Raw genomic sequence first — 26,216 nt, 5'->3', positions numbered from 1 at the left:
GTACGGGAGCGCGACGGGGCGGGAGAGGCGGAAGCCGAAGCGATCATTACCAAAGGGCCAAAACAGACTTAAGGGTGGAAAGGCGGGCAATCCTCCCAGTACTGCCGCGACTGATCCGGCATCTGCGGCGCCGGTACAGCCGATCGGGTCGCGCTCATCCGGCTCGGGTTCGTCCTTGCTGCTTGCGGTATCCGTCCAAGACGTCCTGGCGGAGCAGGGAGCCGAAGCCGGCGGACTCCAGACGCAGCCCCAGCTGAACCTCGTCGACACCAAGGTCGACCGCGGTGCTCGCCAGGTGCCAGTCGTTGGCAGCGAGCCTGCTGAGAAGGTGACCGCGACGAACCTGGTTCTCGGACAGCCGGAACGTCTTGAGGTAGGCGATCCTGCCTCTGTCGTCGGTGATGGCCTCACCGATGTGATTCTCCTGCTTGGGACGGAACGGCGGCATGAAGCGGGATAGCGTGAAGCGTCCCATCCGGTGGACCGACTGCCAGGTGTACGCCTGTGCCAGCAGGCCGGTGGCCATGTTCTTGTCGTGGAAATGCGTCCAGTTGTGTTCCTGCTCGGCAACTGCAGTGCGCAGGTGGGCCAGGGAGCGGATCCGCGCGTCGGGTATGCGGGCCTGGAAGTCCGCCACCGGTGGCATCAACGTGGCGTAGTGGTGGATCAGTTCGCCGTACAGGTCCCGCAGGAGCGTAGGGTGGAGTGCACGGTAGTCGTCGGGATGCGGGACGGCGAACGCGGAAGCCAGCGCGTCGGCGACGTAGACCATGACGCCACACTGGTTGGGATGGATCTCGAAGATGCGCAGTGCGTCGGCGAGCCCGCGTACTTCGGCACCCGCGTAGGCTTCCTCGACGCGAGGAGAAAGTCCTTGGCGGATCGCCCGCTGCGACCACTCCTCCCAGGCGACGGTGGGACCGCCGAAGTGCAGTGCCAGGTAGCCCTCGAGTGCCAGGTGCATGGGAAGGAACCGCAGCCGGTCTTTGGCTTGACGGCGGGCCATTCTGCGGTGGAAGCGCAGGCCCATCGTGGCGGCGGGAGCCGAGGTGCCGTCGGCGGAGAGCTGTGTGCCGTAGGCGGCCGCCGGCGTACCGTCGCCGGTCCACGTGGCGACGAATCCGTGCGGGATGTATGAGATGTACGCATGACGGGGGTCGACCTCGATCACTCCGGCGCCGTCACCGTAGAGCTGCGCGCTCAGACGGAGGTCCTCGACAGGTTCGTCACGCACGAGCGGCACCAGTCGGACGGCGTTCCAGACCTGGGAGGGGCGGGTAGCCAGGCCGGTCAGATCCAGTTGGGTCATCGCGCCCACCCCCGATGGTGTCCGCTCGTCATTCGGGCCGCGCGGGTGTGCATGTAAGTGATCAATTCGGCCAGGCCCGTCCGGCCTTCCGCGAACTTGGCGAGCTCCACCAGGGCCGGAAGGTCCTCGGCATCACGGATCCCCGCGGTGGGCACCGTCGGGGTCAGCCGACGCACATCGAAGTCGGCCGCGTCGTAAACGGGGTTGAGATGCACGATGCTGGTGCGGCGTTCGGCGTCGAGGCGGGTCCGCCAGATGCGCAGCACCTCGGCGGCCAGGCCGGGAGGCGCGTTGTCCCATCCGTCGGAGACGATCACCAGCCTGCACGGGGCGGTGTCCAGCGCGTCGAGGATCCGCCGGCCGACCGGCGTCGGCCCGTGCGGAAAGGCCAGCAGCGCGTCGGTCCGCCCAGACGTCCACAGCCCGGTGTAGTCGCTCGCAAGGGCCGCGAGCAGGTAATGGCAGGCCAGGGCCACAGCCAGCGGTCGACGGCGCTTGTGAACCGACCCGAAGGCGGAGTAGCTGTCGTCCAGGACTGCGCTGACCTTGCCCCAGCTCCCCCGGTGGACGCCGGCCACCCGGTCGGCGGCCGCTTCCAGGGCCTGGGTCAACTCGGCACGCCGGCGCCGGCGGTCATCGACCGACAGCGAAAGCACGTAGGTCGCCAATCGAGTCAGCGGCATCCCCGCCAGGTCCGCTGGTACGGGTGTGTCCCCACGTTTGTGCGCGGACTCCCGCAGCCGCAAGGTCTCCAGACGGGTCATCCGTGGCGCGATGCGCTCCAGGAAGACATTCCGGGGAATGCCATGCTTGGCGGCGAAGCCCTCGGCAACCGTATAGGGCAGCTCGTACACGGCGGCCTGCTCGAAGTGCGCGCGACGCCACGCCTCCAGAACAGGTGTCGCATAGTGCGGGCGGGCCAGCGGCGCGAACATGAACGTCCCCAGCTCCTCAGCGGCGGGTGCCACGTGCGCATGCCGAAGGGCTCGCTTGAGGCCGCTGCGGTACTTCACGGCATCGAACGCCAGGTCCTTGCGGGCGGACAACCAGTCACGGATGATCGCACGACTGCGACGATTGTTGACCCTGGCCCTACTCAGAGCATCGAACAACCCGTACACGCGCTGCGGCGGCAGCGTCGCGAGACGGGCCGCGATCAGACGGCCCTCGCTGTGCCGTTGGTCGGCAGAGGCCTCGCCACTGGTCTCCAGCAGCCGTCGGATGATGAGGACCGCGTTGTAGTCGTTGATGTCGAGCGCAAGGACTCCGGCGTACAGGTCACGGTAGTTCCCCAGCATGTACGCATGCAGGAAGTCCAAGGACAGCCGCTGCTCGCCCGCATCGCTGTGGAATTCACGCTGGCCCGTGGAGGTGATCGCCGCGTTGACGAAGAGCAGCACATCGTCAGCCGCGACGAGGTCCTCGTACGACTCCATCCAAGCCTTCCCCCGAGAGTGCGGACGCCGGCCGGGGAATGGGGGCACGAGCTGCGAATCATTGCTTCATAGGCAGGTTCCGGAAGTCGCACCGGAGTCCCGCGGCCGGCCACAGGACCGTAACAGAGCAGGCCACAAGCCCTCCACCGACTTCCCTCACCTCGGTGCCACGGCGCGATGCCGGGATGCCGACAACCTGGTCGAGAATGGAATCGTGGCAGAGGACGAGAGCGAGATCGCGCTGAGTAGGCAAGACCTGCGTGAGGTCACCGCGTTCGCTGCGGCGTGCGCGGAAGTGGTGCTCGAGGTTTTCGAGGCCGATCAGCCGGACGACTCGCGGCCTCGGGACGCCATCGGTGCCGCTTGGGAGTTCGCTCGGGGCGGTGAGCGGGGGAAGTCTCTGCGCGCCACAGCCTGGGCGGCCCTCAAGGCAGCCAAGAGTGCGGACACCACGGCTGCGCGCGAGGCAGCCTGGGCAGCGATGTCTGCCGCAGGCGCCGCCTACTTGCATCCGCTGGCCAAGGCCACCCAGGTCAAGCACATTCTCGGAGCAGGCGCTCACGCGGCCAGGGCAGCGGAACTCGTCGCCGGCCACGATCCGCGCATTGGCGCCGAACACGTTGAGCGAGCGGTGCATCGTGCAACACCGGTCGTCGTGGAGGTACTCGGCCGTTTCCCACCGGCACCAAGTGGCGGTGGTCGGGTTGGAGAATTGATTCGCATGCTGGACGCTGCCCTTCGTCCATTCACCCCCGCTGAATGACTTTCACCGTCCACATGACGCGGCCCCTCGACCACGGATCTCGACCCCGTCAGGTACCTGGCCGTTCGTGATTGTCCGAGTGCGTGACACCGTCCGTCCTGCTCGCCGAATTCACCGCCTCGATCCACCAGATGAGGAGCCTCAGTTGAGCATCGTCTTGATGTCCGACCCCCGTGTCGCCGCCGTCCCCGTCCAGGACTGCGGCGAGGACCTCGTCGACACCCGCGCAGCCGGCCTGTTCCTCGTCGACGAGCGCAAGTACGACCCGAACGGCCACTACGCGCACCTGCGCCGAGGAGTGGTCGACCGCCTCCAACACGCCCAGCGACTCCTCCCGCCGGGATTTCGACTCCTGATCGTCGAGGGCTACCGCCCTCCCTCCCTCCAGCACGCCTACTTCGAGGAGTACTCCGCAGAACTCCGTCACGCCCACCCCGACTGGACCGACAGCCGCATCCATGAGGCAGCTAGCCGTTACGTCTCCCCGCCACAGATCGCACCGCACAGTGCCGGAGCGGCCGTCGACCTCACCCTCGCCGACCACCACGGCAATGAGGTGGACATGGGAACCCGTATGAACGCCTCCCCGGAGGAGAGCGCCGGCGCCTGCTACACCCACGCGGACACGGTCAGCCCGACCGCCCGCGCGCATCGCGAAACCCTCTGCCGTGCCATGTCGTCGGCAGGGTTCGTCAACTATCCGACCGAATGGTGGCACTTCAGCCACGGAGACCGATACTGGGCGCTCGACACCAATCGACCGGCAGCCATTTACGGCCCACGAGCGCACCCGGAGCTCCGCTCGCGTCTCTGATCTTCACAGGGGATCGCGCATACACGGCGTTCGCGCGGGACGCTCGTCGGCCACCGGATGGTGAGGTACCTGACTGCTGTCGCGACGGCTCGCGGGCTTGGGTCGACCAGGACGACTCCGGTCAGGACCAGGACCAGTCCGCACAGTTGCTGACCGCTCAGCGTCTCCCCCGCGACAGATGTGCCGAGCAGGACGCCGGTGACGGAGCTGAGCAGTCCGACGTAGGGAGGGCGGTGTCAGACCGCGCCGATACGGTCATGCCAGCCTTCGTACCGACTGAGCTGAAACCGGACCCGGCTGTGTCCACTGGGCTTCCGGTGGGTGTCGCAACGATGGAGAAGCGCTTCGAAGGCGAGGTTGCCGGTCGCTCGGCGACCCTGTTGTCGATGACGGACGAAGTGAATGAAGCAAGGGCTGTCGGCCTGCGCATGTACGAGGTATTCACTGCCCGGGACTTGGCTGACCTGGAGACGATTCTCGCACCGGACTTCGTGAGTCACCCGCTGAGAACGGTCGGTATCGGGGCCGTCGAAGATGCCTGGTCCAGGATGTTCGCAACCCATCCCGGCATTCAGGTCTCCGTCGAGGACATGCTCGTGGACAGCGACCGGGTCGCCGTCCGTTCCGTGCTGCGCGGGCTTTCGAACTCCGTGCCGGACGGCGCGGAGCCGGCACCCACCATGATGGAGATCTTCCGAGTTCAGCACGGTCTGATCGCCGAGCTGTGGGGACTGTCCGATCTGGGCCGACCGGCCACACAGGGCCCGTTTGGAGTCGTGATCACGTGGGTGGGAAAAGGATCGGACGGGATGATGCTCGGGCCTTCGGCTTGCGGTTGGCCGTGACACCGCCCGAGGACGTGAGACCCACGGGTTCCATGTCGCCGTCATCGACGCGCCCGGTCACGGCGACCGGCCGCGCACCGCGCACGACGAGCAGGAGATCGCCGAGCTGCGCAAGGCACAGGCGGCGGGTGAGCCGGAAGGGCCGATCGTCGTCAGACACCGGTGGCACCACATCGTGCCACGACCAACCGGGCAAGCTGAAGGTGTCGGTCTGGTAAGGCGATGCACATTTGGGAGACGGCACCCTCCACTACGGTTGGTTCCAGTGAGCACCTGTCCTCGGAAGAGGTCAGGGCCTGCGAAGACCCGGTAGCTCTGGGGCACCGTCGTACGACGCCTGCCGCGGAATGCCGTCGTAGGGCGCCGATCCGGGAAAGTCCGGCATCGCGAGGTCGTCACCGGGCGCGTCCACTCGTGCCGGGGTCTGCAGGCTGCCGTAGCGCTCCATGCGCTGCCACCGCAGCCGTGAGCCCGTGACAGCGGTGAAGACGGACTGGATCACCACCAAGTACATCAGCTGCCGGTACACGAACTGCTGCAGCGGCAGGCTCCACAGTGGGCCAGGGCGTTCGCCGTCCAGGCGGAACGCGTACAGGGCCATCCCGAGTTGCAGCATCAGGAACGCCAACCAGAGCCCGGTGATCCGCACCGGGTCGAGGAAGAGCAGCCCGTACAGCGCGAAGATGTCCACGACGGGCGCGAGCAGCGGCAGCAGAACCTGGAAGAGCAGCAGATAGCCCAGACCCCGGCGGCCCAGTTTCCCGGCCGGCCCCCGCTGGACCAGCGCCCCGCGGTGCTTCCACATCGCCTGCAGGGTGCCGTAGCACCACCGGTACCGCTGCCGCCACAGCGCGCTCAGTGAGGCGGGCGCCTCGGTCCAGGCCTTCGCACGCTCCTCGTACACCACACGCCAGCCCGCGCGACACAAGGCCATGGTGAGGTCGGTGTCCTCTGCGAGGGTGATGTCACTGACGCCACCGAGATCGAGCAGCGCCCGACGGCGGAACGCGCCGACCGCGCCCGGGACGGTCGGCATGCATTCGGCGAGGTCGAACAGGCGGCGGTCGAGATTGAAGCCGACCACGTACTCGATGTGCTGCCAGCGACCCAGCAGGCCACCGCGGTTGATGACCTTGGCGTTGCCCGAGACAGCGCCCACCCTGGGGTCGGCGAAGGGCTGCACGATCGTGCGGACGGTGTCGTTCTCGAAGACCGTGTCACCGTCGACCATGACCACCAGGTCACAACCGGCGGCGGCGAGTCCGGTGTTGAGCGCGGCGGGCTTGCCGGCGTTCTGCTGCCGGATCACCCGTACGCCCGGCAGATGGAGCGATTCCACGAGGTCGGCGGTGCCGTCGGTGGAACCGTCGTCCACCACGATGATCTCCACTGGATGGTCCGAGGCGAGCAGTGAGCGCACGGCCGCCTCGATCCCCGCGCTCTCGTTGTACGCGGGGACGATGACGCTGACCGGTTCGTTCACCGGCGGTCCCCAGGACCGCCCCCGGCGCCTTGTCCTCTGCCGCCGGTGCCGGCGGGCCGCGATCAGCACGACCGCCGCGCGCAGCACACTCAGGGCGCCGGCCGCGTACATGAGTGCGCCCAGAAGCCAGACGACCCAGTCGCCGCCCTGCAGCACCTTGATGAAAGCCATCCCCTGCAGTTGGTCGCCGAGCCCGGCGGGCTGAACGGGTCCGGCCATGCGGACGGCGGCGCCGACCGTCGCGAAGTGAAAGCCTCGTGCCTTGAGCCGTGGGATGAGTGCCCTCAGCGCGGTGACGGTCTGTGAACGGTCGCCGCCACCGTCGTGCATCAGCACGATCTGCCCGGCGTGGCCGTGCGGTGTGGCGTGGGCGAGCACGCGGTCCGCACCGGGCCGCCGCCAGTCCTCGGAGTCCTGGGTGGAGAGCACCGTGACATAGCCTGCGGCGTCCGCCTGCTGCAGAACGGACCAGTCGGCGTCGTCCAGGGCGTCGTTCTTCGACGAGAACGGCGGCCGCAGCAGTGCGGTGGTGACCCCCGCGGCCCCGGCCACCGCCAGCTGGGTCTCGCGCAGCTCCAAGGAGCGCTGCCACGGGGCGATGCGCGCGAGATCGGGGTGGGTGAAGGTGTGGATGCCGAGCTGATGGCCATCGGCGACGATCCGGCGGACCAGCTCGGGGTGGGCCACCACCCCGGTTCCGACGACGAAGAAGGTCGCGTGCACGTGGTTGCGGCGCAGCACGTCCAGGATGCGTGGCGTCCAGACGGGGTCGGGACCGTCGTCGAAGGTGAGCGCGACGGTTCGGGTCTGTACGCGGGCCGTGTGCGCGGAGGTGCCGGCGTCCGCGATCACGGGGCCGCCATGGGTCACCCGGCTGGGCACCGCATCGCTCCGGCCACGGGCACCGGTCACCGCATCCGGTGCGATCTTGAACATGTGGTGGGTGTAGCCCTGCAGCAGCAGGGCCATCGACAGGGTCACCGTGAGCACGCTCAGCAGCAGCCAGTGGGTGCGCGGTGTCATCTGGCGGTTGTGGCCATGGCGGCGAGCAGGAGCGTCGCGGCGTCGGCGGTCGGTCACGTCAGGGCTCTGGATCACTTCACGGGACGGTGGGACGAGCCGAGGGCACGCCCCTTGGAGGCGGAGGTGGGGGTGGCCACGGTGGTCGGGGCGGGGGCCGGGGAGCTGGTTGTGGTGGACGCCGCGGTGGGCTCGGACGTGGCCGCGGGGGTGGCGGAGGACGCCGTCCGGTTGGTGGAACCGCCGGTCTCCTGCTCCGCGGGGCCGGAGTCCTTCCGCGCCGCGGTGGGGCTCGCGCCCCTTGCGGAGGGTCCGTTTCCGGACGGGGAGTCGGGTGCGGTCGCCCGGGGTGGCGTCGGGTGCGTGGGGTCCGGCTGCGGGACGAACGGGGAGCTGATGCTGGGGCCGCCCAGCAGCGTGCTGACCAGCAGGGCCACGTAGCCACCTGCGGGAAGTACCAGCAGCTTGGCTGCGCGGAGCACGCGGCGCTGGCGGCGCCCTGAGGAATCGACGAAGACGGGCCGCACCGACTCCGTCTTCGGCGTGCCCGTTTCCCATGCGGGGTCGCCGGGTGGGTCGAAGTCCGGAGACAGCACGGTGAGGACGTCACCGTGGGAGGCGTCCCACGCTGTCGCGGCGAGGTGGTCGCGCCCGGTCTCGTGCGGGGGCATTCCGGCGACCTGCCAGTCCGCTGCCGGCGCCGGATGGTGTTCCGGCGGGTACGTCCACTGCGCGAGCTGCGCCGAGGGCCAAGACAGCGTGGCCGTGTCGTCGGCGGCGCTGCCGTAGTCGTAGCCGCCGGCATGCGCGTGGCCGGCGCGGGCGTACGGATCCTCGCCGTACGCTCCGCCGCCGTGGTTCGTCCCCTGCACGAGTCGTGCTCCCTTGTCCCGGCCGACCGACGCGGTCGCCCGCATGGAAAGAGCGAACACGGCCGAAAGTGTTACACCGCAGCGCCCCGAAAGGGGTGATTCGCAAGAAAAGCGATCAATCAGCTGCGGTCCGGCAGCCACTTCACCACCGCGTCGCCGTCCGCGGCCGTCTGTATGTAGAACTCCTTCAACTCGCGGTGCGTCACCTCGAACGCCTGCCACGCGTCAGGTTCCGCTCCCACTCCGCCGTAGCGCGGCAGCAACGCGGCACGGGCGAAATTCCACAGTTCGCCGAAGTCGGCCGTCGCCAGGAAACCGGCCACCCGGCGGGCCTGGGCCGCCGTCAGCACGAGGAACGGCGGCTTGTGCCGGTCGGCGCGGAACACCGGCCGACCACCGAGCACGACCTGGTTCTCGGGCCGGCCCTCGGCACGATGCGGGAGAACGCCGGCGTAGATGCGTTCCTGGTCCAGACAACGTTTGTCCAGGACCTCCTCGCGGTGTCGGCCGGCCCGGTCGCGGACGATCTCCAGGTCGCCCTCGAAAAGCCGTTCCAGCCAGGCGGCACTGTTGCGAAGTGCCGGGGGCGGCACCGCTCGCAGATGAAGGTACGTACTCATGCGAGAAGGAGCGCATGGGAGCGCCAAAGCATCACACGGACCGAGGGGCCCCGTTCCGCGCACGCCATCTCGGCCACCGTGCGCGGGTGGGGCAGCCCTGCGCCAGGTATCCGGCCCCAGGGGCGTGCGGAGGGCCGGAACCCGCGCAGTGGGTGGGTCCCGGCCCTCTGTCCCTCTTCGTGCCGCTCACGGGGGGAGTGACGAGCGACACGGAGAGGGTGTCCCGGGGCCGCGCCGACATGCTGCGGGCGGCCGCTCCCGGTCTGCGAGTACCGAGCCCGGCACTCAGCCAGCGTGCAGCCGGCGCGAAACGTCACCCGGTCCGGAGCCGGACCGGTCACGGGCCGTCGTACACAGCACCGGAGCACCAATCGCCAGGAAGCCGCCGCCCAATCCGAGAGGCCCCGGCGCCGACACGGGTCGGCGGCGCGGCTCGGCTGTCCGAGTTCCGCGCCGACCCTCGTGTCCTTGGCGACGGGACAGCCGTACATCCGCGGCGATGTGAGGAATTGCTGTTGCGTTGTGACACTTCTGTGAGGACGAACGCTGGTCATTCATGGGGCCGTCGGTGCGACAGAAGTACGACGGACGGCAGGAACTCGCCATGAATCCCGGTGCGAACGAGGACGGTCTTGGGCCAGGTACGACAACCCCGACGCGTACAGGCGTACGACGGGGAATTGGAGGCGGCAGTCGCGCGTGCCCAGGACGGTGACGAGACCGCTTTCGCGGTCGCCTACCGGATCGTGCAGCCAGGCCTGCTCGGCTATCTGCGCGGGCTGGTAGGCGACGACGCGGAGGACGTGGCGTCCGACGCCTGGCTGGAGATCGCCCGCGACCTCCGGCGTTTCCGGGGGGACGGTGCCGGGTTCCGCGGCTGGACCGCGACCATCGCCCGGCACCGGGCACTGGACCATCTGCGCCGCCAACGCGTACGGCCCCGGGCGGGAGGAACCGAACAGGACGTACTGGACCTGCCCGCGACACACAGCACTCACGAGCAGGCCCTGGAATCCCTCTCCACCGAGCGGGCCCTCGAACTGATCCGCACTCTGCCGCGCGACCAGGCCGAAGCCGTGCTGCTGCGGGTTGTCGTCGGCCTGGATGGCCCCGCCGCCGCACGCGTCCTAGGAAAGCGCCCCGGGGCTGTACGCACGGCCGCCCACCGGGGACTGAAACGCCTCGCCCGCCAGCTGGGCGTCGGCAGCGAGACGGACCCGGGTGTGACGGATGCGGCTTGCCCAACGCTGGGGGAGTCGAAATGAACGACGCCGGAGACAGCGGCCGACGGACAGGCACCAAACCGGTACGTGGAAGCGAAACGAACCGGTCGAACAGGAACGGAAGCGGACATGGGTGAACGGCTGAACGGCGACGGAGTTCCGGGCCGCCGACGTGCGCACCCTGACGGCGCCATGTCCGATCTGCGGGAGGTACGTGACGCAGCCACGGTGGAACCACTGCTGGTCGCCGCCCTGCGCGGAGGTGCTCTCGACCCCGAGGCCGAGCAGCGGGCTCTGACCGCCTTCCGGGCCGCCCACGGCGCGGGGGCACACCATGCACGGACCCGGCGCCGCGACGACTGGCGGCCGGCCGCGGAACGGCGCTCCCGTCGCCCCGCGAGGGTGACATTCGGCGTGGTGTTCGCCAGCCTCACGCTAGGTGGGGTCGCGGTCGCGGCCATCGGTTCCGCCGGCTCGTCCACGGACGGTGCCCATCCGAGCCAGGGGACCGCGCACCCGTCAGCAGTCACCGCTGACCAGCCGGGCGATGAGGCCTCGCCGGCACTCTCCGGCCTCCCAGCTCAAGCGGACAGCTCCGCCTCCGCCCAGGAAACCGAAGCGCACTGCCGCGCCTACGAGCAGGTCGAGGACCGCGGCAGAGCGATCGACGCGAGAGCCTGGCAGGAACTCGTCGCGGCTGCCGGTGGGAAGGACAAGGTCGCCGCGTACTGCACCGAACATCTGCCACGGACGTCGACCGCGCCGGGCACGTCGGCCGGCGCGGGGAAACCCGGCGGCACCGGCACTCGCACCGGCGCGGCCGGGAACACCGGCGCCTCTCACAGCGGTACGTCCGGCAACAACCCGGGCGGCACGAACAACGGGGCCGGAACCGGCCGGACAAGCGCGGACCCGGGCAGTGGGAAGCACAAGTAGGCCCGCGCCTGCCGGGTCTGAGCCTGGGTTCTGCCATCACACTCTCAGACGGAGCTACGGGCCTCTTCATACTCCAGCTCCGGAATCGGACCCTTCTTCTTTCCGGCAGCAGGCAAGGTAATCAGCAGCACAGTTGCTCCGAGGAGTGCGATGACCGCGATCCAGCCCGCGCCGACGTGCATAGCATGGATAAACGCATTATCGGCAGCCTGAGCAAGAGCGGGCCGATGGATAGCGGTGGCGACGTGGCGGGCCTGTTCGGCGGAAACCCGCGCCTGATCCTGCACCGGACCGGGTGCACCCTCCAGCGAAGGTTCGATCGCACGTCGGTACATGATCGACATGATCGTGCCGCCTACCGCGATTCCGATCACACTGCCGGTTTGTCGCACGGTGTTGGTGACGGCCGATCCCGCACCGGCCTGTTCCAGCGGCAGGTTGCTGATCAATGCGGCCGTAACGGGGCCGATCACCAGGCCGATCGAGAGACCCTGTATCAACAACAGGATCTCGATCCAGACGAGTGGGGTTTGGAGTCCGAGGAACCCGTACCCGCCCATGGTCAGCGCAGCCACGGTTAGCGCCGGCACGGTGACAGGGCGTAGCGACAGGCGGCGAACCAGGCGCGAGGCGAGGGGCGCCCCCACGAGCGCGCCGAATGCGGTCGGGATATTGGCCAAGCCCGCCTTCATGGGCGAAAATCCGAGCGCGCCCTGCAGATAGAACGCGTTATAGAAGGTAATGGCGGCCACGGCGAAGAGCAGCAGTCCGAGCGCCAGATTGCCGCCACCGAATGTGCGTTGCGCGAGCAGTCGCGGATCAAAGCTGGGCACCTTGACACGCAGTTCGACGAGTACGAAAACGGCCAGCAGAACCAGACCGACAACGATCGGCGCCCAGACGTCGGTACGACTCCACACAGCCACCTGCCCCGCCCTGATCAGCCCATAGGCCAACGCCACGAGCCCACTGATCGACAGCAACATTCCAGCAGGGTCCAGTGGCCGCAGAGTGGGGCTGCGGAAATTCGGAACCAGCACGGCGAGCCCGACCAACGCCAATACCGCGACCGGGACATTGATCAGAAAGACCGAGCCCCACCAGAAATGATCGAGCAGGAACCCCGCCAGCACCGGGCCGGCAGCCATTCCGACACCGGCCGACGTCGAGAAAATGCCGATCGCGGCAGCCCGCGCGGGGCCATTAAAGGTCCACATGAGGATGGCCGAGTTGGCGGGCGTGATCAGCGCGCTGCCCACCCCCATCGCAGCTCGAGCTGCGATCAGCTGGCCCGCATCGCTTGCGTACGCCGCCCACAGCGAGGACCCGGCGAAGATCACCAACCCACTGGAAAACACAGTCCGGTGACCGAACCGATCACCCAAGGCGCCTGCAGTGAACATCAATGTGGCGAAGGCCAGAGTGTACGAACCGGTCGCCCATTGCAGCTGACCGGGATCGGCCCCCAGTCCACGGACCGGGTCTGCAAGGGTCTCCAGCGCAGTACTCAGGACGGTATTGTCCAGCCAAATCAGCAGCGAACACAACATAAGAACGGCAAGAATCAACTGCTGCCTGGACTTCGGCAACGTTGGAGGCGCGGTCATGAACACCTTCGGATATCGATCGGCGGGAACCTGAACGACTGGACCATAAGCAAACTCCACGACGCCGTCAAGCTTGGAGTTTCTTGTAAAGAATGTTGCGGCCGAACGGAATATATGCCCCCTGGCGGATTTGCGGACCGAACAATTTTGTGCCCTCGGGCGGATTTGCGAGTTGAAGGATTTCATGGCTTCCGGAGGGTTGCGACCGAGCGGATTTCATGCCCTCCAGTGAGCTGTCGCACCGCGTCCTGCGTCCCCAGCTCGGTGCCCACGCCGAACCGCAGCTCCTGCCCGCCCGAGACTGCCGGAACACTGGCACTCACCTGACGCTTTACCGAGCACCATTTCTGCGTCACTCACCATGGCCTTCAGAACTCAGTCCCGGCGGATCGGGTTCGGCTGCGCGAGGTCACTTGCTTTGTCGATCTTCCGTGCGGGATCTTCGGCGTGCTGGATGAGGAGCCCTCGCAGCGCCGCGTAAGGCTCGCAGTGCCGCGTAAGGGTCGAGCGGATCGGGTCGCGAGAGTTGGGACCAGGTGCTGCTGCGCCGGAGGTGCCAGGCCCGGCGGACGTCTGGGGGTAGTTCCGCTTCGACGGGACGCGGAGTCAACCGGGGTTCGCCTCGGGTGACGTCGGTCCAGACGAGCGCCGCTCGGTCTGCGTCGAGGCTGCGTCGTTGTGGCTCTTGCCTCGCTTGATGTTCGGGAAAACCCATTGTTTGGTGCGTGGGTCGATGTAGGCGCCCCGCAGCAGTCCGGAGTGGGGGATGTCGACACCGATCAGCACCAGCGTGCGTTCAGGTCCATCAGTTCGCGGATCGGGTCCAGGGTGTCCTGGTCATCACCGCGGTGGAGCCGAAGACGCGTCACATCGTCGATCAGCAGAGCCGTGGTGTTGTGGTCCCGGACCGCGTCCCGGACGGAGCGGATCAGATCGTCCAACGTGCTGGGATGCAGGTCGCCGTAAACGTCCAGGATGGTCTTGCACAACGCCTTCGGTGTCGCCTTCACCGGCAGCCGACAGTAGGCGACCGGGACGAACACTCCAACAAGCGTGTCCCACCGACCGGAAACCACCCGCTCATCGAGCTTCACCGGTTCCAACTAATGTGTCCAGGCTCAGCAGGGCTGTCAGCAGTCATTCGACGGGCCATCACGAATCGGGCCACGGAAGGCACCTGGGAGCGTTTTCACGGCCCGGCGAGGCGACCCTCGGACATCGTGGTCACCTCGCCCTTTCCGCGGTAAGCGATCAGGCCTCGCGGAGGTCCTTGACGCGACGGAGCTTGCCGAGGGAGCGTTCCAGGGTCTCCGGCTCCACGATGGTCACCTCCACGGTGACGCCGACGCCGTCCTTGACTCCCTTGGCGATGAGCTTCGCGGCGGCCTCGCGCTGCTCGGGCGGGCAGTCGGGGCGGGCCTCCACGCGCACCGTCATGTGGTCCATGCGTCCGCGTCGGGTGAGCCGGATCTGGAAGTGGGGGGCGACGCCCGGCGTGCGCAGGACGATCTCCTCGATCTGACTGGGGAAGACATTCACTCCGCGCAGGATGATCATGTCGTCGCAGCGGCCGGTGATCTTCTCCATACGGCGGAAGGCCGGACGTGCGGTGCCGGGCAGGAGGCGGGTCAGGTCGCGCGTGCGGTAGCGGATGATGGGCAGCGCTTCCTTGGTGAGCGAGGTGAAGACGAGTTCGCCCGCCTCGCCGTCGGGCAGGACCTCGTCCGTGATCGGGTCGACGACCTCCGGGCGGAAGTGGTCCTCCCACACGTGAAGGCCGTCCTTGGTCTCCACGCACTCCTGGGCCACGCCCGGCCCCATCACCTCGGACAGGCCGTAGATGTCGACGGCGTGGATGTCCATGCGCCCCTCGATCTCCCGGCGCATTTCCTCCGTCCACGGCTCGGCACCGAAGATGCCGATCCGCAAGGACGTGGAACGAGGGTCCACGCCCTGGCGTTCGAACTCGTCGAGCAGGGTGAGCATGTAGGACGGGGTGACCATGATGATCTCGGGCTGGAAGTCCTGGATGATCTGCACCTGTCGGGCCGTCATGCCTCCCGAGGCCGGGATGACGGTGCAGCCGGCGCGCTCGGCGCCGTAGTGGGCTCCCAGTCCTCCGGTGAACAGGCCGTACCCGTAGCTGATGTGCACCTTGTGGCCGGGGCGGCCGCCGGCGGCGCGGATCGAGCGGGCGACCAGGTCGGCCCAGGTGGAGATGTCGTTCTCCGTGTAACCCACGACGGTGGGCCGCCCGGTAGTTCCGCTGGACGCGTGGATGCGGCGGACCTCGGACATGGGGACGGCGAACATGCCGAAGGGGTAGGTGTCCCGCAGGTCGGCCTTCGTGGTGAACGGGAATCGGGCCAGGTCCTCCAGCGTCCGGCAGTCCTCGGGGCCGACGCCGGCCTCGTCGAACTTCTTCCGGTACAACTCGACATTGTCGTAGGCGTGCTTCAGGGACGACCGAAGACGGCGCAGCTGGAGATCTCGCAGTTCGTCACGGGTCAGGTTCTCCGCGGTGTCCAGCAGATCTTCCGGACAGGACTCCCCGAGGCGCCCCCTGGCGACTGACGTGGTCCTCGGCTCAATGCTCATTGCGACTCCTTGGAAGTGCGGGCCCTGAGGACGCGGCTACGGCCGCGGAACTCTGCGACCACTTCTCCACCGCGCGTCACCGTGACGTCGTAGATACCACTGCGGCCGAACCGGGTGCGCTCCTGGGCGGTGGCCACCAGGACATCGCCCTCGTACGCCGGGGCCACGAAATCGATGTCCGCCCCGGCCGCCACCGTTGTCGGCCCGTGACTGTTGCAGGCGCAGGCGAAGGCGGTGTCGGCGAGGAGGAACAGGTAGCCACCGTGGGCGATCTTGTGTCCGTTGACCATGGCGGGAGTCACGCTCATGCGCAGCACGGCGGCCCCGAGGTCGTGTCGCAGGAGTTCGATTCCCAGTCCCCGGGACGCTTCGTCCGCTGAGAACATCACTCCGACCGGATCATCCGCATGGGCGGCCTGCTTCATTGTATCCACCATCTTGTTCCCGACCGAACATTCGGTTAGCGTGCGGCAAGGCTTAGTAATTCAAGCAACATCGGCGCCTGTCAAGAGGTGGACTGCATGCTGCAGACGGCTCCCGAACGCATGAATTTCCTCGCTCGGCACCGCCACTGCCGGAACGAGCGATGGCGGCCGTCGAGGGCCGGGAGCACTCGACTACTTACCCGGAGTCACCGAGCAAGGCCGTTACGGCGAGGACGCCGCCGAACTCGGCGAGGAAGCATTCCGCGAACAGTTGGGTGCCGCTCCCGAATCGCCCGGCCAACCGGAAGACCGCCAGGTCGCTCCCGCCGAGAGGTCGCCCTACGGCTTCGGATGGGACATCGCCTATCCCCAGGCCGCTCCGACGGCACTACTGAAGTCCGTGGGGCCGCAGCCGTTTCCTGCCGCGCGGCGCGGGGCCCGATGTTCGAGCCGGTGTCGCCGCCGAGATCTTCGGACGTCTGAACGCCGCGAGCTTCGAGATCGCGAACGCCGTTCAGCACCCGACCGGGCAGGCGTTCGTCATGGCCTTCCAGGCCGGCGGGCCGCACGCTCAGGACCGCGGTCCGGAAGGCGTGGCGTACGCCTGGTCGGAGCAGAAGCGGCACGCCTCGACGGCTCGCTGGATCGAGCCGCGCGCAAGGGCGAGCCGGAGGTGCTGGACAAGAAGTTCACCGCGGTCGGCCGGCCACACTCGCGAGGACGGCCGGCCCGTCCCGGGCCGACGCACTGATGCCGCGGGGCGATCGGTCCGACGCCGAGGCGGCCCAGCGATGGGGACTCGTCCACCGTGTGGTCCCGGACGGCGACCCCGGGACCGGCGCAGACCTGCCTCCAGATGCGGTCTCCACGCAGGAGCGGCTGGGCAGGACCGAGGACCATCGCCTCCTCGCTTCCCAAAGGACGGCGACGTGTCATACCATCTACCGAACGAATGGTCGGTAGGGGAAGGTGGCGGAGATGGCTGCACTGCAGACCGACTCGACGACAGCAGCGGACGGCACACCACCGGACCTCGCGCAGCGCTTCGACGACACGATCGCGCGCGACCAGCGGATCGAGCCGCGGGACTGGATGCCCGACGGCTACCGCAAGACGCTGATCCGGCAGGTGGCGCAGCACGCGCACTCGGAGATCATCGGCATGCAGCCGGAGGGCGAGTGGATCACCCGTGCGCCGTCCCTGCGCCGTAAGGCGATCCTGTTCGCCAAGGTGCAGGACGAGGCCGGCCACGGGCTGTACCTGTACTCGGCGGCCGAGACCCTGGGTGCCGACCGTACCGATCTCACCGAGCGGCTGCTCGAAGGCCGCCAGAAGTACTCCTCGATCTTCAACTACCCGACCCTGAGCTTCGCCGATGTCGGTGTCATCGGCTGGTTCGTCGACGGCGCCGCCATCTGCAACCAGGTGCCGCTGTGCCGCAGCTCCTACGGGCCGTACGCACGTGCCATGGTCCGCATCTGCAAGGAAGAGTCCTTCCACCAGCGGCAGGGCTACGAGCTGCTGATGACGATGATGCGTGGCACCGACGCCCAGCGCGAGATGGCCCAGGACGCGGTGAACCGCTGGTGGTGGCCGTCGCTGATGATGTTCGGCCCGCCCGACGACTCCTCACCCAACTCGGCGCAGTCGATGGCCTGGAAGATCAAGAGGCACAGCAACGACGAGCTGCGACAGCGGTTCGTGGACATGACCGTGCCGCAGGCCGAGAAGCTCGGTGTCACTCTGCCCGACCCGGAGCTGCGCTGGAACGAGGAGCGCGGGCGCCACGACTTCGGGACGCCGGACTGGGACGAGCTGATGCGCGTCATCAAGGGCGACGGGCCCTGCAACACGGAGCGGATCGAGCGGCGCCGGGCTGCTCACGAGGAAGGCGCCTGGGTGCGCGAAGCGGCAGTCGCGCATGCCGCCAAGCAGGCCGGTAAGCAGGCCGCCAAGAAGCAGAACGGAGCAGTGGCATGAGCGACACGCAGGCGAAGAAGGGCGGCTGGCCGCTGTACGAGGTCTTCGTACGCGGCAAGCGCGGACTCAACCACGTCCACGTCGGCTCCCTGCACGCCGCCGACGACCGCATGGCTCTCACCCACGCCCGCGACCTGTACACGCGACGCAACGAGGGCGTGAGCATCTGGGTGGTGCGCTCGGAGAACATCGCGGCCTCCACCCGCGACGAGAAGGACCCGTTCTTCGACCCGAGCGCCGACAAGGTCTACCGGCACCCCACCTTCTACGACATCCCCGACGACGTCCCGCACATCTAGGAGCAGGTCATGAGCGACGATCACGTCTACCTGTCCCTGGCCGAGGGGCACGAGGACGGCGACGCCCGCTGGGCCTTCGGCACCGGCTTCGAGGACCCGCTGTACGGCGTGAGCACGGCCGTCCCCGAGGGCGTAGACCCGGCCGAACTGGCCGCGTGCTGCCTCGCGCTCGGTGACGACGCACTCGTCACCGCGCAGCGGCTGGCCGAGTGGACCACGCGCGCCCCGGAGCTGGAAGAGGAGGTCGCCCTCGCCAACATCGGTCTCGACCTCCTCGGTCAGGCCCGTCTGCTGTACGCCCGGTGCGGCCAGATCGACGGCACCGAACGCGGCGAGGACGCCTACGCCTACTTCCGCGACGCGGACGACTTCCGCAGCGTGCGTCTGGCCGAACTGCCCAATGGCGACTTCGCGTTTTCCATGGCGCGGCTGCTGGTCCTCTCCGCCTGGCGTCTGGCCCACTTCGAGCGGCTGGCCGCCTCCGCAGACCCGGTGCTCGCCGCGGTCGCCGCCAAGGGCGTGAAGGAACTGACGTACCACCGGCAGTACGCGGCCGAGTGGGTCGTCCGGCTCGGCGACGGAACCGCGGAGTCCCGCCGGCGCATGCAGGCCGCACTCGACCAAGTAATGCCGTACGTGAGCGAGCTGTTCGCGGCGTACGACGCCGGGGAGACGGTGCTCGCCGTACTGCGGCAGGTCACCGAGGCCGCCACGCTGTCCCTGCCGGCCGTGCCGGAGGCGGCAGCCGGTTCCGGGCGCGAGGGCGAGCACACCGAGCACCTCGCCACACTGCTGGCGGACCTGCAGAGCGTGGCCCGAGCCCACCCGGAGGCGACATGGTGACCGTCCTCGGCGACGTCCGGCGCGCCCGGCACATCGCCGAGCAGGTGCCCGACCCCGAGTTGCCCATGCTCACCCTCGCCGACCTCGGCGTGCTGCGCGAGGTACGGGTGACGCCGGAGGGCACGGTCGTCGCCGACCTCACGCCCACCTACTCCGGCTGCCCCGCCATGTCCGAGATGCGGGCCGAGGTGTTCGCGCGGCTGACGGGCGCCGGATACGAGCGCGTTGAGGTGCGCACGGTCCTGGACCCACCCTGGACCACCGACTGGATCACCTCCGAGGGCCGCCGCAAGCTCGCCGAGCACGGTATCGCCCCGCCCGGACCAGCGCCGCGCCCGGCGCCGGGTCCGGTGCCGCTGGTGCTGTCACCCACCCGCGAAGCGGTGTCCTGCCCGCGTTGCGGCACCACGGACACGGAGGAGACCTCCCGTTTCGGCGCCACCTCCTGCAAGGCGCTGTGGCGCTGCCGCGTCTGCCGCGAACCGTTCGAGTACGTCAAGGAGATCTGATGGAGGACCTGTTGGCCCCCGCCGACGCGGCCCCCGCCCCGGTGCGGCGCACCCGTCGCCGCCCGGCATTCCACACCTTGCGGGTCGCGGCGATCGACCGACTGTGCGAGGACGCGGTCGCGGTGAGCTTCGACATCCCCGACGAGCTGGCGCAGGAGTTCGCCTTCGAGCCCGGCCAGTCGCTCACCCTCTGTCGTGAGGTGGACGGGCGCGACGAGCGGCGCTCCTATTCGATCTGCTCTCCGGTGGGCTCCCGGCCCCGGATCGGCGTGCGGGTGGTCCCCGGCGGCCTGTTCTCCTCCTGGCTGGTGAAGGAGGTCGAGCCCGGCGACACCGTCGAGGTGATGGGCCCGGTGGGCGCCTTCACCCCCGACCTGACCGCGCCCGGGCACCATGTGCTCATCGCGGCCGGCTCGGGCATCACGCCCATGCTCTCCATCGCCGAATCGGTCCTCGTGGCCGACGAGGCCTCGCAGGTCACCCTGTTCTACGGCAACCGCCGCACCGACTCGGTGATGTTCGCCGACGAACTGGCCGACCTCAAGGACCTCTACCCGGCCCGGTTCCAGCTCGCGCACGTGCTCTCCCGCGAGCCGCGCGAGGCAGAACTGCTGAGCGGCCGACTGGACGCCGACCGGCTGGCCGCTCTCATCGACGGCCTGGTCGACGTCTCCGAGGCCGACCACTGGTGGCTGTGCGGCCCGCACGGCATGGTTCTCGACGCCCACCGGGTGCTGGCCGGGCTGGGCGTGCCGGACGACCGGATCCACCAGGAGCTCTTCTTCGCCGGAGACGAGCCGGTCGCGGCGACCCGCCATGAGGAGCCCCGCGCCGACGGGCCGGTCAGCCAGGTCACCGTCGTCCTGGACGGCCGCTCCACCACCTCGCCGCTCTCCCGCGAGGCCACCATTCTCGACGCCGCCGCCCGGGTACGACCCGACCTGCCGTTCGCCTGCAAGGGCGGCGTCTGCGGCACCTGCCGCGCCCACATCACCGAGGGCGAGGCGGACATGCGCCGCAACTACGCGCTGGAACCGGCCGAGGTGGAGGCGGGATACGTACTGACCTGCCAGTCCTTCCCCGTCTCGGACACCTTGACCGTCGACTACGACAGCTGAGGGGCAGCGCACGCCGACCCGAAGCCGCGGAAGGTGTCCGAGCCATCCGCCTGGACGCCGCGAAGGCGTGTCATCTCCGTGGCCAGGCACCGGAAGACGCCGGAGCGCAGCCCGCCGGCTCAGTCGTGCGGCACATAGCGGCCGACGACTGGTCCTCGTTCGCCCGCGGCGGTCGCGGAGGGACGACACCCCCGCGGAGGCTTCCAAGATCACGGTGCGTCGGTACAGGAGCGCCAGGCGGCCACCGCGGCCGACGACCGGCGCCCTGCGATGCTCCCGTCAGCTTCCGCCCGGCTCACCATGGCTACGCACGATTTCCTTCACCTTGGCCAGCGCGAACCCCCAGCCCTGCTCGACGGTCGGCTTGGCCGGAACGGCGATCTCGTCGGGGTTGGTGAGGACGTCGAGCAGCACCGGGCCCGGACTGCGGAAGGCGCGTCGCACGGCGCTCTCCACGTCGGCGGGATCCGTCACGCGGATGCCGGTGATGCCCATGGCCTCGGCCACGGCGGCGAAGTCGGGGTTGTCGAGCACCGTGCCGAACTCGGGCAGACCGGCCTGCTCCTGTTCGAGTTTCACCATGCCCAGTCGGCGGTTGTCGAAGACGACGAGTTTGACGGGGAGCTGGTACGTCTTCAGGGTCATGAGATCGCCGAGGAGCATGCTCAGGCCGCCGTCGCCGCAGAAGGCGACGACCTGTCGCTCGCGATCCAGGAACTGGGCGCCCAGGGCCTGGGGCATGGCGTTGGCCATCGAGCCCAGGTTGTAGGAGCCGATGAGGCGTCGCTCGTCGCGCATCTCGACGAAGCGCGAAAGCCACACCGTGGCCATGCCCGTGTCGGAGGTGAAGACGGCGTCGTCCGCCGCCACCCGGTCGACGGCCGCAGCCAGGGCCTCCGGGCGGATGTCATGAGCCCGGTTGTCCAGCGCGGAGCGGATGCGGCCCACGACACCCTTGTCGTGCGAGGGGTCGGCGAGCCGAGCCTGACCGGTGCGCCACTGGTCGAAGCGCTCACGCGCCTTCTCCAGGTGCGAGCGGTCGCGTGCGCTGTCGGATCCGGTGGGCGCGGCGGTGAGATGGTCCAGCAGGTCGCGTACGGTGGCGCCGGTGTCCCCCACCAGCCCGACGTCGACCGGTACGCGGCGTCCGATGTGGGTCGCCTCGGTGTCCACCTGGATCACGGTCCGGCCCTCGGGATACCAGTCCCGGTAGGGGAAGTCGGTGCCGAGCAGCAGGAGGGTGTCCGCTTCCTGGAGGGCCGCCGCCGCGGCGGGATTGCCGATCAGGCCCGTCTGGCCGACCTGGAAGGGATTGCTGTCGCCCTCGAAGCCGGCCTTGGCCTTCAGGGTGAGCACCATGGGTGCGGCCAAGCGGTCGGCGAGGGTGAGAACGTCCTGGCGGGCAGCCCGGGCTCCCGCGCCGACGAGCAGGGTGACGCGCTCGGAGCGGTCGAGGAGTTCCGCGGCGCGCTGGACGGCGGACTCGTCCGGCCGGCTCACCGGAGCGTTCAGGGAGAACCGGGCCGGCCGGTCGGCGGTCAGTTCGCGCTCGCCCAGGTCGCCCGGCACGGTGAGGACGGCGACGCCCTTGCGGCCCAGTGCGTGGCGCACTGCGGTCTCCAGCATCTGCGGCAGCTGGTCGGCCGAGGTGATGGTCGCACGGAAGACGGCGACGTCGCTGAAGAGGGCGTCGTTGTCGACCTCCTGGAAGTAGTCGCTGCCGAGTTCGGCGAGCGGCACCTGGCCGGCGATGGCCAGGACCGGGGCGTGGCTCTTGGCGGCGTCGTACAGCCCGTTGAGGAGGTGGACGGAGCCGGGTCCGACGGTACCCATGCACACGCCGAGGGTTTGGGTGAGCTGCGACTGGGCGCTCGCGGCGAAGGCGGCGGCCTCCTCGTGCCGGCAACCCACCCATTCCAGGCCGTCGGTGGTGCGGATGGCGTCCGTCAGCGGGTTGAGCGCGTCTCCCACGACGCCGAACACCTGGCGCACGCCGAGTTCGCTGAGCGCGTCCACGATAACTTGGGCAACGGTACGGGGCACGTGAGTCCTCCAGGTCACACGGTGAAACGATTGGGGTCGGCGGCCTTCCAGTCGGCCGCCCAGGAAGCCGGCGGCTCGGCGAGCAGCTGCCCTGGCTCGAGCCACTCGTACAGCTCCTCGTAGGAGCGTTCGATCAGGGGGTCGACGCGTCGGCGGAGCATGTGCGGGCGCAGCTCCGCGGGGTCGGTGACGCCCATGGATGCCATGATCTGCAGTGCGCTGGCCACGGTCGCTTCCTGGAAGCGCTGGACGCGCGGCGCCTTGTCACGGACGTCGAGGGCACGGGCTCGGCGGGGGTCCTGGGTCGTGACGCCGGTGGGGCAGGTGTTGGTGTGGCACCTCTGCGCCTGGATGCAGCCGACGGCGAACATCATCGCCCGCGCGGCGTTGCCGTAGTCGGCGCCCTGCACCATGCGCTTGACGAGGTCGGTCCCCGTGGCGATCTTGCCACTCGCGCCGATCCTGATCCGGTCACGCAGTCCCGCCCCCACCAGGGCGTTGTGCACGGTGAGCAGGCCCTCGGTGAGCGGGGTGCCCACATGGTCGGCGAACTCCAGCGGCGCCGCTCCGGTTCCGCCCTCGGCGCCGTCGACCACGATGAAGTCGGGCGTCGTGCCCTCCTCCAGCATGGCCTTGCACACGGCCAGGAACTGCCGGCGCGAGCCCACGCACAGCTTGAACCCGGCAGGCTTGCCACCGGACAACTCGCGCATGCGGGCGATGAAGCGCACGAGTTCACGCGGGGTGGAGAACACCCGGTGGTACGGCGGGGAGACGACCGTACGTCCCTCGGGCACGTCCCGGACCCGGGCGATCTCGGCGTTCACCTTGGCTCCGGGCAGCACACCGCCGATGCCGGGCTTGGCACCCTGCGACAGCTTCAGCGACACACATTTGACGTGGTCGTGCGCGGCCTTGTCGGCGAACTCGGCCGCGTCGAAATCGCCGTCCCCGGTTCGGCAGCCGAAGTACCCGGTGCCTATCTCCCACACGAGGTCGCCCCCTGGGCGCAGGTGGTACTCCGACAACCCGCCCTCGCCGGTGTCCTGGGCGAACTTCCCCGCCGCAGCTCCGCCGTTGAGAGCCAGGACCGCGTTGGCCGACAGCGAGCCGAAGCTCATCGCCGATACGTTCAGCAGTGCCATGTCGTACGGCCGTGCGCAGTCCGGGCCGCCGATCCGTACCCGCGGCGGGGACTTCGGCACCGCGCACGGCGCCATCGACGGAACCAGGAACTCGTAACCGGGCTGGTACACGTCCCGTTCGGTGCCGTACGGCTCCTCCGCCTCGGTGCCCTTGGCGCGCTCGTAGACGATGCTGCGCACGTCCCGGTCGAACGGACGCCCGTCGAAGTTCCGCTCGATGAAGTACTGCTGCAGCTCCGGACGTATGCGCTCCATGAGAAAGCGGGCATGGCCGAGGACGGGATAGTTGCGCAACACCGAGTGCCGGCGTTGCACCAGATCCGACACGGCCAGCAGACCCAGCAGGATCAGGGGCACGGCGGCGAGCAACCACCAGGGGGAGATCCAGACCGTGGCCAAGGACGCGAGCACACCTGCGACGAGAGTCAGGACGACGATTGCAATGCGTATCACCACTTGCTCATTGCCCTGTGATCGCTCTCCAGTCCTCCGACTACGTCAAGAACCCTCCAAGCACGGCGAGCGGCCATGCCGCGGGTGACCAGGAGACGCTGGCCCTGGCTGGGACGATGCCCTGGTGAACCACTTCTCCTACTCGAGCGACGATCCCGGTCATGACCGGCGGCATCCCCCGGAGCCGAGGCGAGCCGAGCCCGGTCAGTGGCCGAAGTTGGCGGCTGCACTCGCTGTGGTCAATCGCGACCTGATGGCGACCCTGCCGGGTCAGGACGCGCTGATACTGATGGCCGAGCCGTCTTGGCAGCCCTGGTCCCCGAGCGGAATCGGCAGGGGCCAGGTCTACGTGGCGATGCCCGATGGCCGTTGGCACGGCAATTCGGTGAATGCGTGCGACCTGGAGGAGGGCGACCCACCAGAGCCGGACGATGCGGCGACGGTCCTGACTGTGGTCGCGGAGGCGGCGCAGTCGACGATCATGGAGTTGTTCCGGCAGGTCTGGCCGACCTGCTGGGAACACAAGATCGGAATGCATCCTCGTCCCGCTGGGACCGCTGACGACTGGTACCAGGGCGAGGGGGACACGGCCGGCCCACCGGTGTGGTGGTGCCGAGGCAGCCGGGACGGCCACTGCCACGACGTCTCCCAGGTGGGCGAGTTGGCCGCCACCCTGCCGGGAAAGCAGCGTCGCGCACTGCGGCGCAGTGAGCGTAAACGAGACGGCCTTCGACAGCCGCGGAGCCAGACGACCGCGCACCGGCTGGCCTTCTTCGACGCCTGACGCGCGTGGGCGGACGGCACGGTCACGACGGCTTTCGCCTGGCTTCTTGAGCGATCTCATCGCCAGTTGCTGACGGTCACGGAGCCGGGAAGCCATCAATGCGGACGGTGCGGGTAGGCGTTGGTGACCCCAGCCGTTCGCACGAAAGTGATGCCCTGCCATGGCCGAGACACAGGACGTCGTCGAGCTCATCCTTCAGGACCACCGGCGCATGGAGGATCTGTTTCGCCTGATGCGCAGCGTCGAAGCCGACCGGGCCGCCGCACTCCAGGAGTTCGCGGACCTTCTGGTCGCCCACGCACTGGCCGAGGAGGCCAAGGTCTATCCCGCCTTGAAGAGGTACAAGAACATCGACGACGAGGAACTCGAGCACGGCGAGCACGAGCACGACGAAGGCAACAAGGCCCTCCTGGAGCTCCTGGAGGTGGAGGAGGTCGGCTCCGAGGAGTGGGACTCCAAGCTGGAGGAGCTGGTGGAGGCCGTCACTCACCACGCCGACGAGGAGGAGCGCACCATCCTCAATGGCGCCCGCGAGAACGTGGCGATGGAGCGGCGGGAGGAATTGGGAGTGGCCTTCCTGGAGGAGCGCGAGCGTCAGCTGAAGGCCGACTGCGGCTCGGTCGACAACGTGCGGCGCATCGTCAACGCCTGACCGTGCCCCCGGCGCGGGTCGTCCCGCGCCGGGGGCAGGCCCCGGCTCGGGTCCGGCTGCCCGGCCCGGCTCGCGCCACCTCGAGCCGCGCGGCGAACGCGATGCCCAGGAACGCGGCTCTCCCCGCGGGGTGGACGGGGGCGGCTGTGGGAGGGCGGTCTACAGGTCGTGAGTGACCGGAGTTCTTGAGCGCAGGCCCCTGTCTTCAGGGAGGGGTTGGCTCGTCCTCGGCGCGAGCTGCGCAGCGGCGGAGTTCGCTGCGTTGTCAGTGGCCGCCGGTACGGTGATCACATCAACTGGAGGGGGTGTATTCATGCTGTCGGGCCGCAGATACCGGCTTGATGTGACGGCCGAACAGGCGCAGACGTGTGAGGAGTTCGGAAGCGTCTGCCGGGCGGTGTGGAACATTGGCCTTCACCAGCGCCGCGAGTACCGGCGG

24 protein-coding genes and 1 pseudogene are annotated in these 26,216 nt (G+C 68.8%); 14 read left to right on the top strand and 11 right to left on the bottom strand.

What is annotated here, in order from left to right; translation table 11 throughout:
* Window positions 1-154 precede the first annotated feature (154 nt).
* Window positions 155-1,309: a hypothetical protein gene (locus ACFVVO_RS36415; RefSeq protein WP_390060920.1), complete on the bottom strand. Its 1,155-nt coding sequence runs from the start codon at window positions 1,307-1,309 to the stop codon at window positions 155-157.
* Window positions 1,306-2,745 (bottom strand): hypothetical protein, encoded by a 1,440-nt coding sequence (locus tag ACFVVO_RS36410; RefSeq protein ID WP_390060918.1) that lies wholly within the window; start codon window positions 2,743-2,745, stop codon window positions 1,306-1,308. The genes ACFVVO_RS36415 and ACFVVO_RS36410 overlap by 4 nt, the downstream gene beginning before the upstream one ends.
* 214 nt (window positions 2,746-2,959) lie before the next feature.
* Here ACFVVO_RS36410 and ACFVVO_RS36405 point away from each other — a divergent pair, with 214 nt between their 5' ends.
* The 4 genes and pseudogenes from ACFVVO_RS36405 to ACFVVO_RS36390 all read left to right on the top strand — a co-directional run.
* On the top strand, window positions 2,960-3,508 hold the full coding sequence (locus ACFVVO_RS36405) for a putative immunity protein (RefSeq protein ID WP_390060916.1): 549 nt from the start codon (window positions 2,960-2,962) through the stop codon (window positions 3,506-3,508).
* Between the two features lie 160 nt (window positions 3,509-3,668).
* Window positions 3,669-4,322: a M15 family metallopeptidase gene (locus ACFVVO_RS36400; RefSeq protein WP_390060950.1), complete on the top strand. Its 654-nt coding sequence runs from the start codon at window positions 3,669-3,671 to the stop codon at window positions 4,320-4,322.
* 332 nt (window positions 4,323-4,654) lie between these two features.
* On the top strand, window positions 4,655-5,167 hold the full coding sequence (locus ACFVVO_RS36395; protein WP_390060914.1) for an ester cyclase: 513 nt from the start codon (window positions 4,655-4,657) through the stop codon (window positions 5,165-5,167).
* A 25-nt stretch (window positions 5,168-5,192) separates the two neighbouring features.
* Window positions 5,193-5,336 (top strand): annotated as a pseudogene (locus ACFVVO_RS36390) (alpha/beta hydrolase); the annotation flags it as partial.
* A gap of 120 nt (window positions 5,337-5,456) precedes the next feature.
* Here the strand turns inward: ACFVVO_RS36390 and ACFVVO_RS36385 are convergent.
* The 3 genes from ACFVVO_RS36385 to ACFVVO_RS36375 form a co-directional block, all read right to left on the bottom strand.
* Complete coding sequence (locus ACFVVO_RS36385; protein WP_390060912.1) at window positions 5,457-7,673, bottom strand: bifunctional polysaccharide deacetylase/glycosyltransferase family 2 protein; 2,217 nt, start codon at window positions 7,671-7,673, stop codon at window positions 5,457-5,459.
* Between the two features lie 71 nt (window positions 7,674-7,744).
* On the bottom strand, window positions 7,745-8,602 hold the full coding sequence (locus tag ACFVVO_RS36380; RefSeq protein ID WP_390060910.1) for a hypothetical protein: 858 nt from the start codon (window positions 8,600-8,602) through the stop codon (window positions 7,745-7,747).
* 59 nt (window positions 8,603-8,661) lie between these two features.
* Complete coding sequence (locus ACFVVO_RS36375; protein ID WP_390060908.1) at window positions 8,662-9,162, bottom strand: DUF1877 family protein; 501 nt, start codon at window positions 9,160-9,162, stop codon at window positions 8,662-8,664.
* Window positions 9,163-9,794: 632 nt separating this feature from the next.
* Here ACFVVO_RS36375 and ACFVVO_RS36370 point away from each other — a divergent pair.
* Together ACFVVO_RS36370 and ACFVVO_RS36365 are read left to right on the top strand one after the other, a co-directional pair.
* Entirely contained in the window at window positions 9,795-10,427 is a 633-nt protein-coding gene (locus tag ACFVVO_RS36370) for an RNA polymerase sigma factor (RefSeq protein WP_390060907.1), read from the top strand.
* Between the two features lie 150 nt (window positions 10,428-10,577).
* A complete protein-coding gene (locus ACFVVO_RS36365; protein WP_390060906.1) occupies window positions 10,578-11,321 on the top strand; it encodes a hypothetical protein in 744 nt (247 codons plus the stop codon).
* 44 nt (window positions 11,322-11,365) lie between these two features.
* Here the strand turns inward: ACFVVO_RS36365 and ACFVVO_RS36360 are convergent, their stop codons facing one another.
* From ACFVVO_RS36360 to paaI, 4 genes are all read right to left on the bottom strand, one after another.
* Complete coding sequence (locus tag ACFVVO_RS36360) at window positions 11,366-13,114, bottom strand: MFS transporter (protein WP_390060904.1); 1,749 nt, start codon at window positions 13,112-13,114, stop codon at window positions 11,366-11,368.
* 593 nt (window positions 13,115-13,707) lie between these two features.
* Window positions 13,708-14,022 (bottom strand): hypothetical protein, encoded by a 315-nt coding sequence (locus ACFVVO_RS36355; protein WP_390060903.1) that lies wholly within the window; start codon window positions 14,020-14,022, stop codon window positions 13,708-13,710.
* A gap of 157 nt (window positions 14,023-14,179) precedes the next feature.
* Window positions 14,180-15,526 (bottom strand): phenylacetate--CoA ligase PaaK, encoded by a 1,347-nt coding sequence (gene paaK, locus ACFVVO_RS36350; RefSeq protein WP_390060902.1) that lies wholly within the window; start codon window positions 15,524-15,526, stop codon window positions 14,180-14,182.
* On the bottom strand, window positions 15,523-15,963 hold the full coding sequence (paaI, locus tag ACFVVO_RS36345) for a hydroxyphenylacetyl-CoA thioesterase PaaI (RefSeq protein ID WP_390060900.1): 441 nt from the start codon (window positions 15,961-15,963) through the stop codon (window positions 15,523-15,525). The genes paaK and paaI overlap by 4 nt, the downstream gene beginning before the upstream one ends.
* Window positions 15,964-16,929: 966 nt before the next feature.
* Here paaI and paaA point away from each other — a divergent pair.
* Genes paaA through paaE form a run of 5 tightly spaced genes read left to right on the top strand, consistent with a single transcriptional unit; the run spans window position 16,930 to window position 20,700 of the window.
* Window positions 16,930-17,931, top strand: a complete 1,002-nt coding sequence (gene paaA / locus ACFVVO_RS36340; RefSeq protein WP_390060898.1) for a 1,2-phenylacetyl-CoA epoxidase subunit PaaA — start codon at window positions 16,930-16,932, stop codon at window positions 17,929-17,931.
* Window positions 17,928-18,230, top strand: a complete 303-nt coding sequence (gene paaB, locus ACFVVO_RS36335) for a 1,2-phenylacetyl-CoA epoxidase subunit PaaB (RefSeq protein ID WP_390060897.1) — start codon at window positions 17,928-17,930, stop codon at window positions 18,228-18,230. Before paaA ends, paaB begins: the two co-directional genes overlap by 4 nt.
* A 9-nt stretch (window positions 18,231-18,239) precedes the next feature.
* Entirely contained in the window at window positions 18,240-19,073 is an 834-nt protein-coding gene (gene paaC / locus ACFVVO_RS36330) for a 1,2-phenylacetyl-CoA epoxidase subunit PaaC (protein WP_390060895.1), read from the top strand.
* Window positions 19,067-19,582, top strand: coding sequence for a 1,2-phenylacetyl-CoA epoxidase subunit PaaD (gene paaD, locus ACFVVO_RS36325; protein ID WP_390060894.1), 516 nt, complete (start codon window positions 19,067-19,069; stop codon window positions 19,580-19,582). Before paaC ends, paaD begins: the two co-directional genes overlap by 7 nt.
* A complete protein-coding gene (paaE, locus tag ACFVVO_RS36320) occupies window positions 19,582-20,700 on the top strand; it encodes a 1,2-phenylacetyl-CoA epoxidase subunit PaaE (protein WP_390060893.1) in 1,119 nt (372 codons plus the stop codon). Before paaD ends, paaE begins: the two co-directional genes overlap by 1 nt.
* A gap of 279 nt (window positions 20,701-20,979) precedes the next feature.
* On the opposite strand, the gene ACFVVO_RS36315 is transcribed toward paaE, so the two are convergent.
* Both ACFVVO_RS36315 and ACFVVO_RS36310 read right to left on the bottom strand, forming a co-directional pair.
* Window positions 20,980-22,743 carry a thiamine pyrophosphate-dependent enzyme gene (locus ACFVVO_RS36315; protein ID WP_390060891.1) on the bottom strand — a complete coding sequence of 588 codons (1,764 nt, stop codon included), beginning with the start codon at window positions 22,741-22,743 and terminating at the stop codon, window positions 20,980-20,982.
* 14 nt (window positions 22,744-22,757) lie between these two features.
* The gene (locus ACFVVO_RS36310; RefSeq protein WP_390060889.1) at window positions 22,758-24,341 is read right to left on the bottom strand and encodes an FMN-binding glutamate synthase family protein; all 1,584 of its coding nucleotides are present in this window, start codon (window positions 24,339-24,341) and stop codon (window positions 22,758-22,760) included.
* Window positions 24,342-24,465: 124 nt separating this feature from the next.
* Here ACFVVO_RS36310 and ACFVVO_RS36305 point away from each other — a divergent pair, with 124 nt between their 5' ends.
* The 3 genes from ACFVVO_RS36305 to ACFVVO_RS36295 form a co-directional block, all read left to right on the top strand.
* Entirely contained in the window at window positions 24,466-25,125 is a 660-nt protein-coding gene (locus ACFVVO_RS36305) for a hypothetical protein (RefSeq protein ID WP_390060887.1), read from the top strand.
* Between the two features lie 160 nt (window positions 25,126-25,285).
* Window positions 25,286-25,777, top strand: a complete 492-nt coding sequence (locus ACFVVO_RS36300) for a hemerythrin domain-containing protein (RefSeq protein ID WP_390060885.1) — start codon at window positions 25,286-25,288, stop codon at window positions 25,775-25,777.
* Between the two features lie 313 nt (window positions 25,778-26,090).
* A partial coding sequence (locus ACFVVO_RS36295) for a helix-turn-helix domain-containing protein (RefSeq protein ID WP_390060949.1) occupies window positions 26,091-26,216 on the top strand: 126 nt, incomplete at its 3' end.

This window comes from Streptomyces sp. NPDC058145 (assembly GCF_042884245.1).
GTDB lineage: Bacteria > Actinomycetota > Actinomycetes > Streptomycetales > Streptomycetaceae > Streptomyces.
Note: the sequence above shows the minus strand (reverse complement) of the source record. Positions and strands in the feature narration are given on the sequence as shown.

Bases quoted from the DNA above. Each gene is read 5' to 3' on its own strand.
- ACFVVO_RS36415 (WP_390060920.1), bottom strand. From the start codon at position 1,309: ATGACCCAACTGGATCTGACCGGCCTGGCTACCCGCCCCTCCCAGGTC.
- ACFVVO_RS36410 (WP_390060918.1), bottom strand. From the start codon at position 2,745: ATGGAGTCGTACGAGGACCTCGTCGCGGCTGACGATGTGCTGCTCTTC.
- ACFVVO_RS36400 (WP_390060950.1), top strand. From the start codon at position 3,669: ATGTCCGACCCCCGTGTCGCCGCCGTCCCCGTCCAGGACTGCGGCGAG.
- ACFVVO_RS36395 (WP_390060914.1), top strand. From the start codon at position 4,655: ATGGAGAAGCGCTTCGAAGGCGAGGTTGCCGGTCGCTCGGCGACCCTG.
- ACFVVO_RS36385 (WP_390060912.1), bottom strand. From the start codon at position 7,673: ATGACACCGCGCACCCACTGGCTGCTGCTGAGCGTGCTCACGGTGACC.
- ACFVVO_RS36375 (WP_390060908.1), bottom strand. From the start codon at position 9,162: ATGAGTACGTACCTTCATCTGCGAGCGGTGCCGCCCCCGGCACTTCGC.
- ACFVVO_RS36365 (WP_390060906.1), top strand. From the start codon at position 10,578: ATGTCCGATCTGCGGGAGGTACGTGACGCAGCCACGGTGGAACCACTG.
- ACFVVO_RS36360 (WP_390060904.1), bottom strand. From the start codon at position 13,114: ATGAAATCCTTCAACTCGCAAATCCGCCCGAGGGCACAAAATTGTTCG.
- paaK (WP_390060902.1), bottom strand. From the start codon at position 15,526: ATGAGCATTGAGCCGAGGACCACGTCAGTCGCCAGGGGGCGCCTCGGG.
- paaI (WP_390060900.1), bottom strand. From the start codon at position 15,963: ATGGTGGATACAATGAAGCAGGCCGCCCATGCGGATGATCCGGTCGGA.
- paaA (WP_390060898.1), top strand. From the start codon at position 16,930: ATGGCTGCACTGCAGACCGACTCGACGACAGCAGCGGACGGCACACCA.
- paaB (WP_390060897.1), top strand. From the start codon at position 17,928: ATGAGCGACACGCAGGCGAAGAAGGGCGGCTGGCCGCTGTACGAGGTC.
- paaC (WP_390060895.1), top strand. From the start codon at position 18,240: ATGAGCGACGATCACGTCTACCTGTCCCTGGCCGAGGGGCACGAGGAC.
- paaD (WP_390060894.1), top strand. From the start codon at position 19,067: ATGGTGACCGTCCTCGGCGACGTCCGGCGCGCCCGGCACATCGCCGAG.
- paaE (WP_390060893.1), top strand. From the start codon at position 19,582: ATGGAGGACCTGTTGGCCCCCGCCGACGCGGCCCCCGCCCCGGTGCGG.
- ACFVVO_RS36300 (WP_390060885.1), top strand. From the start codon at position 25,286: ATGGCCGAGACACAGGACGTCGTCGAGCTCATCCTTCAGGACCACCGG.